The 12,067-nt window shown below is 51.3% G+C and carries 10 protein-coding genes; 5 read left to right on the forward strand and 5 right to left on the reverse strand.

The window, feature by feature from the left end:
• Nucleotides 1-9: 9 nt before the first annotated feature.
• Nucleotides 10-426, reverse strand: coding sequence for a hypothetical protein (locus tag B0D95_RS07220; protein ID WP_078043272.1), 417 nt, complete (start codon nt 424-426; stop codon nt 10-12).
• A 171-nt stretch (nt 427-597) separates the two neighbouring features.
• Here B0D95_RS07220 and B0D95_RS07225 point away from each other — a divergent pair, with 171 nt between their 5' ends.
• Nucleotides 598-1,308: a 16S rRNA (uracil(1498)-N(3))-methyltransferase gene (locus B0D95_RS07225; protein ID WP_078045660.1), complete on the forward strand. Its 711-nt coding sequence runs from the start codon at nt 598-600 to the stop codon at nt 1,306-1,308.
• Here the strand turns inward: B0D95_RS07225 and B0D95_RS07230 are convergent.
• Together B0D95_RS07230 and ald are read right to left on the reverse strand one after the other, a co-directional pair.
• Nucleotides 1,291-3,747: a bifunctional diguanylate cyclase/phosphodiesterase gene (locus tag B0D95_RS07230; protein WP_078043273.1), complete on the reverse strand. Its 2,457-nt coding sequence runs from the start codon at nt 3,745-3,747 to the stop codon at nt 1,291-1,293. The two genes, B0D95_RS07225 and B0D95_RS07230, sit on opposite strands and share 18 nt — an antisense overlap.
• 197 nt (nt 3,748-3,944) lie before the next feature.
• A complete protein-coding gene (gene ald / locus B0D95_RS07235; protein WP_078043274.1) occupies nt 3,945-5,054 on the reverse strand; it encodes an alanine dehydrogenase in 1,110 nt (369 codons plus the stop codon).
• Nucleotides 5,055-5,166: 112 nt separating this feature from the next.
• Between ald and B0D95_RS07240 the strand changes: the two genes are divergently transcribed.
• Nucleotides 5,167-5,715, forward strand: coding sequence for a hypothetical protein (locus tag B0D95_RS07240; RefSeq protein ID WP_141229368.1), 549 nt, complete (start codon nt 5,167-5,169; stop codon nt 5,713-5,715).
• A gap of 23 nt (nt 5,716-5,738) precedes the next feature.
• On the opposite strand, the gene ttcA is transcribed toward B0D95_RS07240, so the two are convergent.
• Nucleotides 5,739-6,638 carry a tRNA 2-thiocytidine(32) synthetase TtcA gene (gene ttcA / locus B0D95_RS07245; RefSeq protein WP_078045661.1) on the reverse strand — a complete coding sequence of 300 codons (900 nt, stop codon included), beginning with the start codon at nt 6,636-6,638 and terminating at the stop codon, nt 5,739-5,741.
• Nucleotides 6,639-6,922: 284 nt separating this feature from the next.
• Between ttcA and B0D95_RS07250 the strand changes: the two genes are divergently transcribed.
• From B0D95_RS07250 to bioA, 3 genes are all read left to right on the forward strand, one after another.
• Nucleotides 6,923-7,759 carry a flagellar brake protein gene (locus B0D95_RS07250; protein ID WP_078043276.1) on the forward strand — a complete coding sequence of 279 codons (837 nt, stop codon included), beginning with the start codon at nt 6,923-6,925 and terminating at the stop codon, nt 7,757-7,759.
• Nucleotides 7,760-7,927: 168 nt separating this feature from the next.
• Entirely contained in the window at nt 7,928-9,499 is a 1,572-nt protein-coding gene (locus B0D95_RS07255; protein ID WP_078043277.1) for a PAS domain-containing methyl-accepting chemotaxis protein, read from the forward strand.
• Between the two features lie 105 nt (nt 9,500-9,604).
• Nucleotides 9,605-10,909, forward strand: a complete 1,305-nt coding sequence (gene bioA / locus B0D95_RS07260) for an adenosylmethionine--8-amino-7-oxononanoate transaminase (RefSeq protein ID WP_078043278.1) — start codon at nt 9,605-9,607, stop codon at nt 10,907-10,909.
• A gap of 86 nt (nt 10,910-10,995) precedes the next feature.
• Here the strand turns inward: bioA and B0D95_RS07265 are convergent, their stop codons facing one another.
• Nucleotides 10,996-12,003, reverse strand: coding sequence for a tryptophan--tRNA ligase (locus B0D95_RS07265; RefSeq protein WP_078043279.1), 1,008 nt, complete (start codon nt 12,001-12,003; stop codon nt 10,996-10,998).
• Between the last annotated feature and the right edge of the window lie 64 nt (nt 12,004-12,067).

Below are 12,067 nucleotides of genomic sequence, written 5' to 3' on the forward strand. Positions count from 1 at the left end.
TCCCGTGGTTTATTTAGTTCGACTAAATACAACCAATGATTTTTCTTTATCGCTGCGGTAGTAATAAAGACGATCTTGAGATACCGAAAAATAAGCGTTTTGATTGAGGTGACTGATAACAGCCTCGGCAGACTTGTATCCGCAGGATAATTTTGAATTGCTGTCAATCAGCTTTTCATCGATACGAATTTTATCCCCTACTTTTGTAAACTCTGCTTGCGAACTATATTCAAGCTCACCGGTTGTGCGGATAATTTTCTGATCGCGCGTAAACTCAATGGTCATGCTGCGACATTCCGGTGAAAACCGTTGCTGCCATTCCGGCGCAATAGTCCACTTCCCCACTGCTAATTCTTGCTGACTCATATCGGCATAAGCAAAGCTACTGCCGCCAAGTAACACCACTAGCGCAATTTTGTTTATCATTATTTTCTCCATCATCCATATTAACGAGCAGACGATTATGCAATCTAACATGGTACTGGGCAACCATTAGCCCAACCCATGGATGATTACTACAAAGCGTCACGTACATTTCACCTGCATCCAGCGCCCTGCTACAATCGCCACCTATTTCCAGCCCGATTGTTAAACACCATGAATTTGATTTTGCTTTCCCCCGACGATTTAACCTCCAGCCATAGCGCCATAATTAGGGATGCGCGGCGTGTGGCGCATATTAAAAATGTCCATGGGGCTGCACAGGGCGACTCGCTCAAGGTGGGGTTATTGGGGGGAAATATGGGTACAGGCAGGGTTACTACAATAGATGATAACGGTATTTCGCTCGCGCTGGATTTACAACAAGCCCCGCCTGCTGCGCTGGATTTAATATTGGTATTAGCGCTGCCGCGCCCAAAAATGTTGCGGCGCATTTTGCAAACCATTGCTACCCTGGGTGTAAAAAAATTACACCTGATTAATTCCTACCGCGTGGAAAAAAGCTATTGGCAAACACCGTTTTTGGAAGCGGCCAGCATTCATGAACAATTACTCTTGGGACTGGAACAGGGTTGCGATACGCGCTTGCCCGAGGTGCATTTGCACAAGCGGTTTAAACCTTTTGTGGAAGATGAGCTGCCCGCGTTGATTGCCAATAGCCGCGCACTGGTGGCGCACCCTTATACCACTACCGCCTGCCCGAGCCAGATTGATTATGCGCTGTCGCTGGCGGTTGGCCCGGAGGGTGGGTTTATTGAGTATGAAATTGCGCTATTGGAAAAGTGTGGTTTTGAAGTGGTGCATTTGGGCGAGCGCATTATGCGGGTAGAAACAGCCGTGCCTTATTTGTTAGGCCGACTGTTCTGATTGTTCACGCGCGAGGATTTCTTCAAATTCAGCGAAAGGCACTGCTTGGCTGGACAAATAACCCTGGTAGTAATCACAGCCGAAGGATTTAAGAATTTCCAACTGTTCCTGCTCCTCCACCCCTTCGGCAACCAATTCCATATCCAACAAACGCCCCATGGTAATAATGGTTTCTACCAATACGCGGTCATTGCGGTCGTCGATAATGTCGCGCACAAAACCCTGATCAATTTTTAAGGTGCTTACCGGCAAACGTTTGAGATAACTGATAGACGAGTAGCCAGTACCAAAATCATCCAGCGAGAAACTAATACCACGATCGCTCAGGGTGGTCATGGTGACAATCGCATCATCCACCCGCTGGATAACAATGCCTTCGGTAATTTCCATATCCAGTGATTTTTCGGGTATGGGGTATTTGTCGAGCGCGGCAATAACGTCGTCCACAAAGGCATCGCGGCGGAACTGACGCGGACTGATGTTAATACTGAGCTTCATTCCCGCTTGCCACAAACCGGATTCTTTCCAGGTGACCAGGGTTTTACAAGCTTCTTCCAGTACCCACTGACCAACATCGATAATCATGCCGGAAGTTTCCAGTACGGGAATAAAATCCACCGGCGAGACCATGCCTTTAACGGGGTGATTCCAGCGTAACAAGGCCTCTGCTCCCACGACACGGCCAGTTCTAATATCAATTTTAGGCTGGTAATACAGCTTGAATTGCGATTCATCCATTGCGCGATGCAGGTCGCCTTCCATGGTGAGCTGTCGGCTCACTTTATCGGCCATTTCTTCATTAAAGAATTCAATAGAATCGCGGCCTTTTTCTTTTACTTGATACATGGCGGTATCGGCATAACGCAGCAGTTCATGCACCGAATTATTTTTATCCGGATACACCACCACCCCCACGCTACAAGTCACGCGCAGTTCCATGTTGTCGTAGAGATAGGGCTGGGAAATGATAGAGCGAATTTTTTCACTGATTTCACCGGCGCGCAGCGCGGCCGTTTCTATGTTTTGATCCAGCACTGTGAGCACAACAACAAATTCATCGCCACTTAGCCGCGCTACCAGATCTTCCTCGCGCACCGATTCTTGTAGGCGCTCTGCCACTACTTCCAGTACACGATCTCCCACTGGGTGCCCCAAGGAATCGTTGATGGTTTTGAATTGGTCCAAGTCGATAAACAATACCGCACCAAAATATCCGTGGCGCTCGGCGCGGCGTAATTCGTGTTCCAATCGTTCAACCAATTGCAAACGATTAGGCAACCCGGTGAGCGCATCGTGGTGCGCCATAAATTCCATTTTGGCCTGTGCATTTTTGCGCTCGGTAATATCGACCGACACAATCAGCGCGACTTTTTCGTCATAAAACGCTAGCGGCATAATGTGGGTTTGCAAAAATAATTGTTTGCCGGTGGCGGTGACAAAACGCTCTTCAATGACATCCAGTTCTTCGTTGCCGCGAATAACGCGGTAATCGTTTTGCAGCATGGTGTCTATATCAAATACCGAATTTTTCAGCAGTTGGCGCACATGCAGGTTGCGCATTTGATCCGGCGTATAGCCTAGCTCGTTGGCGAGCGCTTTATTAGCAAATAAATAGTAACCGGCAATATTGCGCGCACCAATCATGACCGGGAGGTGATCGATAATCTGCCGCAAATGTTCTTCACTTTTGCGCAGTGCTAATTCCACAGCGCGGCGTTTGGCCAGGGAGAGTTCAACAACATCGAGCAATTGATTGGAACTGGCGATGAGTTGAGCCAGTTCATCTTTGCGATGGGGCGGTAATTGGGTGAGGCGATTCACACCGGGGTGATCAGGATTGATGTTGTTAATTTCGCGCGACAAGCGCACCAGCGGTTTGGTCAGTGTGAAGTAAAACACTACGAACAACAGCAATACCAAAAACATATTGCGCAGCAGGCCAGTCATGAGCGCTGTTTTGGAACGGTTGTAAAAACCCTCTAGTGCCAAGTCCATATCCACGGAGAAACGGATACTACCCGAGGTGCCATCGGTATAGCCCGGCAGTAACAGGTTGGCGGTGTATTCTCGGGTGTTGTCGGTAATTTTGCTGGTTAGCCAGCGGGTGGGCACTTCCGGGCGGGTACTGCTGCCCTGCGCGAGTACATTGCCGGTATCGTCATAGATCACGACTTCGTAAATAAACCCGTAGCGCAACAGGCCGTTCACTACTTCGTAGGAAAGTTCATCGTCAAGGGTGGATACAGAGCGTACGGCGGGCGGGGTGGCAACCTGGATAACGCGATCGATAAGGGATTTGAGTTCCTTTTCCTGGTTGAGGAAATCCAGATACAACTGCACGGAGCTCAATATAAAACTCAACACAAACGCCAAAATAATACCGATTTTGGCAAGCTGGAAAGAGATGCCGTTAAAAAATGAAGGCGCTTTGTCTCTCATTGACCTTGGGCTTCCGGGAACATAATAGTTTTATTGGTAGGGCGTTTGATTTACACCCGGGAGAGCACCACCGCCGACATCACCCCGGATGTATCCTTGTCTTCGCGAGAGTATAGAACAAACTCATCACTGGCGCCTGAATCAATAAGTTTATTTTTCATAAGCCAACAGGTCGCATTTATGGCAGAAAAGCAGGCTTACAGGATCGATTGTGGGTCGCGATAAGGCATGGAAAAACTCGCCGCTACAGCCGGTTGAGTCAGCTCACCCCCATGGCAATTCAGCGCCGCCGTAAACCCTGGATCGCCCTTCAGCGCAGCAATGCCACCATCTGCCAAACGCAGGATATAACTGAGCGTGGCATTGGTTAAGCCCAGGGTTGCGGTGCGCCCGACGGCGCTGGGAATATTGGCGACACAGTAGTGAATCACCCCCGCCTCAACATAGGTTGGCTGCTGATGTGTGGTGGGCCGCGATGTTTCAAAGCAGCCGCCCTGATCGATAGCGACATCCACCAACACACTGCCGGGCTCCATGCGGGCAATCTGCGCGCGAGTCAGCAAGCGCGGCGCACTGGCACCGGCATTCAATACGCTGCCAATCACCAGATCGGCAGACAGCGCACATTCATCGATTCGCGTTTGGGTGGCATATTCACAGACCACACGGCCACGCCATAGGTCATCCAACTGGCGCAGGCGGGCGATGGATTTATCCATAATACGTACTTCTGCCCCCAAGCCTACGGCCATAGCGGCGGCATTGGCACCCACTACCCCGCCCCCCAAAATCAATACCTTCGCAGGCGCCACACCGGGAATCCCACCCAGCAATAGCCCCTTGCCGCCCTGTGCCATTTCCAGGTGATGAGCGCCCGCTTGCACCGCCACTCGCCCGGCGATTTCGGACATAGGCGCCAGCAACGGCAAACGCCCTTGGGCGTCACTCAGGGTTTCATAGGCGAGGCAACTGGCACCCGAGGCGAGTAATGCGTCGGTCAGAGGACGGCTGGCGGCGAGGTGCAAGTAGGTAAACAGGATATGGGTAGACCGCAAGAGTGGGTATTCTTCCGGTTGCGGCTCTTTGACTTTGACGATAAGCGTAGCACCGGCATAGACCTCCTCCAGGGTGCCCACAATCTGTGCGCCTGCCGTTTGATACTGCGCATCGCTAAACCCGGCAGCGGCTCCCGCGCCGCTCATCACCCGCAGCTGATGCCCACGCGCCACCAGCTCAGATACCCCTGCTGGCGTGAGCGCAACACGATTTTCACCGGGTTTTATTTCTTTAGGGATACCAATTTGCATAACTGCCTCCATGTATAGATAGTAGGAGTATAGTCACCTGTCGCCTGAATTATTTTGTGTAATGTCGTGCAAAATGCAGGCAAATTGGCTCAAGTTGTGCTGCAATTGGGATATGGCAACTTTTGACGCCAGCAGTGAGGTAGTTATGGGTATTTGTGCCAGTGATTTACGCGAGTGGATAATCAAACCCTGTCTGAATGCACTGGGCGATTACTCCCCCCTCGCCGAGCAGCTACTGGTCGCCACCGCAGCGCAGGAATCCCTGTTGGGGCAGCAGTGTTATTGTGAAGAACACAGTGGTTTGGGGCTTTATCGCATAACCAGGGAAAAACATCGGGAGCTGTGGGATAGCTACTTACTCAACTTCCCCGACCTCGCCTCCCGCGTGCGCGGCCTTGCCAGTCAGCAGCAGTTCTTACTCGATCCCGAACGCGAACTGATCACCAACCTGAGTTACAGCACCGGCATTGCCTGGATGATTTACCGCCGCGCCGCGCCCCATGCCTTTACCGGCAATCACAATCCGCCTGATTTAAACACCCTCGCCCAACTCTGGACTGTGCATTTTGATAATGGCACCCATACCCAAAGACATACCGATGAGTTCATCCAGCGCTATCGCACGCTGGTGAAGCCCTATTTGCACAAAAAGGTAGCCTGATACAGGATTACTCGAACGCAGGCTTAGCGGATATCCAGCACATCCACATATTGCACCGCCTCTTCCATACGGCCCATAGGTGCTGTTATAGCGCAGCTGTCATCGTCTTCGTCAGCGCTTTCCTTGTTCGTTTCAAGCTTGATGAAATCAAACAATTTCAAGTCGGCAAGCTGTGACGGCTGCACATTGCGAATGGCCGAGAAGATGGTTTCCGTACGACCGGGGAACTGACGCTCCCACTGCACCAGCATGTCTTTAACCACCTGACGCTGCAGGTTTTCCTGCGAACCACAGAGGTTGCACGGAATAATCGGGAAGCCTTTGAGTTCAGCAAAATGGGCGATGTCCTCTTCTGAACAATAGGCAAGCGGGCGAATGACGATGTTGCGTTTATCGTCCGAGAGCAATTTGGGCGGCATGGCTTTTAATTTGCCACCGAAGAACATATTCAAAAATAAGGTTTCGATAATATCGTCGCGATGATGCCCCAAAGCAATCTTGGTCGCGCCGATTTCATCGGCAAAGCCGTAAAGCGTACCGCGACGCAAGCGCGAACAGAGACCGCAGGTTGTTTTCCCTTCTGGCACCACTTCTTTCACGATGCTGTAGGTATCGCGCTCAATGATATGGTAAGGCACCCCCAGGGCTGCCAAATACTGCGGCAGGATATGCTCGGGGAAACCGGGCTGTTTTTGATCCATATTCACCGCGACCACCTCAAAGGAGATAGGCGCTGTTTTTTGCAGGCTCAATAAAATATCGAGCATGGTGTAAGAGTCCTTACCGCCCGACAGGCACACCATCACCTTATCGCCATCCTCAATCATGTTGTAGTCAACAATTGCTGAACCCGTCAATCGGCGCAGGCGCTTTTGCAGCTTGTTAAATTCCAGACGGTCTTTGCGTTCGTGTAACTCTTTCATGGACTCGGCACTCATGGGGCACTTTAGGACAGGGGCGTAAAACAAGGGCAGCGGATAAGTCACCAGCATGCGGCGCGCATTGTACGGATTTTACCCGCAAGTTGAAATCAATGACCGCCAGGAGGCAAAGCCTTGCCGGTCAGGGCTGTACGGCTTATAACCAACAGCCGACACAGGCCACGTCATTGCTGATATCACCGCGAGTGGCACAGGGCTTGCTCTAGGGAGATAAACACCCCCGATTGTCGGACCCGGGGGCGACTTGTTGCCGCGAGGAGTATTGAATGTCGTTTCTCGATAAATTATTTAAAAAAGGCGTGCCCAAAATCGCTGAACCAGCGCCCGACAGCGCAAACGCTACTGCCCCACAAGCAGGCCAGCCACTCACCATACCTGATGAATATCAATCGCTGGTGGAGTTACAGCATCAACGCCAACTACTGGAAGTAAAAATCACCGGCAGCAGCCGCAGCTACCAAAGCATGATTATGGCGATAGACCTGGAGCGTGGCCTGTTGTGGCTGGATGATCTGTTCCCGCAGCAGCTGATTCTGGATGCCGGTGACGAGCTGTGTATTCGCCATCATCGCCATACTGAAGAACTGGTAATCCGTGCACCGGTTATTGCGCTGGGCTCCACCTATGGCACCTCGGGTATTGCCGTGGAGCTGCCAAATTTTGCCTATTACCAACCGCGCCGCCGCTTCCCCCGCTACACCATTGGCCACCAATCGCCGCTATCAGTAAAAATTCGCCCCATTGGCCAGGAGCCCAGCTTTGGCACCTTGCAGGATATTTCCGTTGGCGGCATGCGCCTGATGGTTGCAGGCAACCTTTTGCCTTACCTGCGTCACGGCGCGGTCATGCCGCTGTGCGAGGTCAACCTGAGCGATGATTTACAACTTCGCTGCAAGGCGCGCATTTGTGCATTCCGCATGGGTCGTAGCCCTTATCGCCACACCCAAATCAGTATTGAGTTTATTGACATGGAGGAAGATAAGCGCACAGCGCTGGGGCGATTTCTGCGCGCACAACAATTCAATACCAGCGTGGAGCTCAGCACGTTACAACAATATCACCCGAACCGTCATAAATCCGGCCGACGCGCTTACGCAGCCTGATGACTAACCGAACCGCTAACACCTGCTGATGCCTAACAATTAGGCTAAAACCGAATTACAGCGCAATTGGCACTAGAGATTCGTTATTTTTAGACTAGGCTTGGATGACCGAATCTATTCGTTGCATGATTATTCGGGACTTTCATATGCGTAACTCAGGATTTCCACATGCGTAACAACGGTCACATAACCGGCAGAGAAGTACACCTTTCCAATAAAGATGAAATTGTTTCTTCATCCAACCTGCGCGGCGATATTGAATTCTGCAATGATACTTTCTGCCGCATTTCCGGCTACAGCCACGACGAATTAATCAATCAACCTCACAATATTCTGCGTCACCCGCAAATGCCTCCCGCCGCCTTTGGCATGTTGTGGGAAACATTGAAAGCGGGAAAACCCTGGATGGGCATAGTGAAAAACCGCTGTAAAAATGGCGATCACTATTGGGTGGACGCCTACATTACACCGCTGCGCCAGAACGGACAGATTTATGGTTACGAATCCGTACGCGCAAAAGCCGAGCCACATTTAATTCAGCGGGCAGAAGCTGTTTACGAGCGCATCAACCAAGGCAAAGCGCCCTACTCAGCTGCGGAAAAATACTGGAGCCTTTATGGTAATAGTGTGGCCATCGCCGCCGTCAGTTGGGTTCTGTTATTAATCGCCAGCGGTTTGCTGGGCACCTTTTCTGTTACAGGTGCCATCATTAGCCTGGTGTTGGCTATTGTTATCGGTGGAACAGCGCAAGCTATGCAACAAGGGCGTATTGCCCAAGCATTGGAAGAAGCGCGCTCTACTATTAACGATCCTTTTGCCGCTTATATTTATACTGGCCGCTGCGATGCCATGGGTGAAATTGAATTGGCGCAACACGCCATTAAATCACGCCTGCGCACCGCCCTCGGGCGCTTTGGTGAATCCGCCAAAGAACTGCAACACAAAGCCGGTGCGGCGCACCATCACGCCAGCAAAACCTTTGAAGGCATGACCGCACAACAGCGCGAAACCGCTGGCGTTGCAACCGCCATGCAGCAAATGGCACAAGCCGTACAAGAAGTGGCCAGTGGCGCAAACCAAACTTCCATTGCTACCGGCACAGCGATTGGCGAAGTGGAAAAAGGCAATCAGGTGATTGAAGGCGCACGCCAGGCGATTGATGATTTGTCCAAAACGGTTGCCAACCTCGGCAATGTGCTCAATAAACTCAGTGAAGACAGCGGCAAAATCGCCAGCGTGGTGGATGTGATTCGCGGCATTGCCGAGCAAACCAACCTGCTCGCTCTGAACGCGGCGATTGAAGCGGCGCGCGCCGGAGAACAGGGTCGCGGCTTTGCCGTCGTGGCCGATGAAGTGCGCTCACTGGCGCAACGCACCCAGGAATCTACCGGTGATATCCAACAAATCATCGGTAATTTGGGTAAAGCTACCGACGACGCCAGTGCCAATATGAAAAATTGCCTGAGCCTTGCTGATCGCAGCGTGCATGAAATGAACAATGTGCGCGCCGCACTGGATTCCATTTCACAGTCCGTGAATACCATCGATCAAATGTCACACCAAATTGCGACAGCAGCAGAGGAGCAATCCTCTATGGCACTGGAGATAGAACGCAACACCCAAACCATCGCCCAGATCTCCGACCAGACCCAACAGGAAGTGAGCATCGCCGATGGATTGAACAGTGAAATGGATAAACTGTCGCACAAGCAACTGGATTTGATCATCCGATTTAATTAATGCCACACTCCACTTTGGCGAAATAGATTCAGATTTTTACCCGAATTTTCGTTAAAGTGGAGTGACATTTTTTAGCTCTATCGGCGCGACCGCTTTGGATTATTCATGATACCCAATCACGAACTCAGCCCCTCTGATTTACTGCAACTGGACCGCGACCACGTCTGGCACCCCTACACAGATTTCACCAACCCCGGCTTGATTACACCAGTTAGCCACGCCCAGGGCGTGGAGCTGCACCTTGCCGATGGCCGCGTCTTAATCGATGGCATGTCTTCCTGGTGGGCAGCGGTGCACGGTTACAATCACCCTGTACTCAATCAAGCGGTTATCGATCAGCTGGGAAAAATGGCGCATGTGATGTTTGCAGGCATCACCCATGAACCCGCCGTAAAACTGGCCGCAACCCTCGCGCAAATCAGCCCGCCCGGCTTAAACAAAGTATTCTTTTCCGATTCGGGTTCAGTCGCGGTTGAGATCGCCTTGAAAATGGCCATTCAATATTGGCACTCCCAAGGCCAGGCGCAGCGCACCATGTTTTTAACACTCAAGCGCGGTTATCACGGCGATACCTTTGGCGCCATGGCCGTGTGCGACCCACACTCGGGAATGCACCACCTGTTTCATCACGCCCTCTCCCACCATTTGTTTGCAGAGGCGCCCAGCTGTGGTTTTGATGAACCCTTTCAGGAAACCCATATCGCCAAATTTGCACAATTAATTCAGCAACATCGCCAAAAAATTGCCGCCGTGATTTTGGAGCCGATTGTGCAAGGTGCAGGCGGCATGCGTTTTTATTCGCCCGATTATTTGCGCCGTGTGCGCGAACTGTGTGACAAAAATGGCATTTTGCTGATTGTGGATGAGATTGCCACCGGCTTTGGTCGCACCGGTAAATTATTTGCCTGTGAACACGCCGGTATTAGCCCGGACATTATGTGTATGGGCAAAGCCCTCACGGCTGGTTACATTACACTCGCCGCCACACTCTGCAATGACAAGGTCAGCAACGGCATTGCCAGCGGCGACAATCCCGCCTTTATGCACGGCCCCACCTACATGGGTAATGCGCTCGCCTGTGCCGTAGCCAATGCCAGCATTGAGTTGCTACTCAACTCCGACTGGCAAACACGCGTTGCAACCATTGGCAAACAAATGCGCGATGAGCTGGCGCCCTGCAAAGAGTTTTCCTACGTGAAAGAAGTGCGCACTTTAGGCGCGATTGGCGTAGTGGAATTAAACAGGCCGATAGTGAGCAGCCAATTGGTGCCATTGTTTGTTGAGCTAGGCGTGTGGGTGCGACCATTTGGCAATATTATTTATTTGATGCCGCCTTTTATTATTACGCCGGATCAACTCAGCAAGCTGACCTCGGCTGTATTAAAAGTAGTCGCCACACTGGCGGAATAACAAGGCTGCAATAACCCAGATATCACAACAAATACGCCCGCATTCGCGGGCGTATTTGTATTCAGTAGAATCAGATTACCGAAATATTATTTTATTTTGCGAATACCCACCGCGTCGCGCACTTTTTCCAACAATGGCTTACTGTAAGCCCGCGCTTTTTCTGCGCCTTGCTGCAACACTTCTTCGACATGCGCTGGGTTTGCCAAAAGAGCTTCGTATTTATCGCGCGCCTCGGCCAATTGTCCATTAATCAATTCAAACAACTGACGCTTGGCTTCACCCCAGCCTATACCATCAGCAAATTGCTGGCGCATGTCCGCTGTTTGTTGGGGGGTTGCAAACGCCTGCCAAATTTGAAAAACCGGTGAGGTATCCGGGTCTTTTGCCTGACCGGGTTCCAGTAAGTTCGTCAGAATTTTATTGATGGATTTTTTCAATTGTTTTTCCGGCAAAAAGAGCGGGATGGTATTGCCATAGCTCTTGCTCATCTTGCGGCCATCCAACCCTTGCAGCACCGCTACATTGTCATCCACCTGCGCTTCTGGCAGCACAAAATGTTCGCCATAGTGGTGATTAAAACGCCCGGCGATATCGCGCGCCATTTCAATATGCTGAATCTGGTCGCGCCCTACCGGCACCTTGTTGGCATTGAACATTAATATGTCGGCAGCCATCAGGATCGGGTAGGAATACAGGCCCATGGTAATGGCAAAGTCAGGGTCGTCACCGTTAGCCACATTGGCATCCACCGACGCTTTGTAGGCGTGTGCGCGGTTCATTAATCCCTTCGCCGCCATACAAGTCAGGACCCAGCAGAGTTCCGGAATTTCAGGCACATCGGATTGGCGATAAAAAATCGCGTTGTTTGTATCCAGCCCTAGCGCCAGCCAGGTAGCGGCAATTTCACGTGTGGATTGATGAACCAGATCAGGCTCCTGGCATTTGATCAGCGCATGAAAATCGGCCAGGAAATAAAAGGACTGCACATCGGCACGTTGACTTGCCTGAATCGCCGGGCGAATCGCGCCAACGTAGTTGCCTAAGTGAGGAGTACCTGTGGTGGTAATGCCGGTTAAAACACGTTGCTTGCTCATGATGCCCTATCTGTCATTTATAAAAATAAGTGATTAGCGAGATAAATTCAGGGCGCCATCATAC

It is taken from the genome of Cellvibrio sp. PSBB023, assembly GCF_002007605.1.
In the GTDB taxonomy this organism is placed as follows: domain Bacteria; phylum Pseudomonadota; class Gammaproteobacteria; order Pseudomonadales; family Cellvibrionaceae; genus Cellvibrio.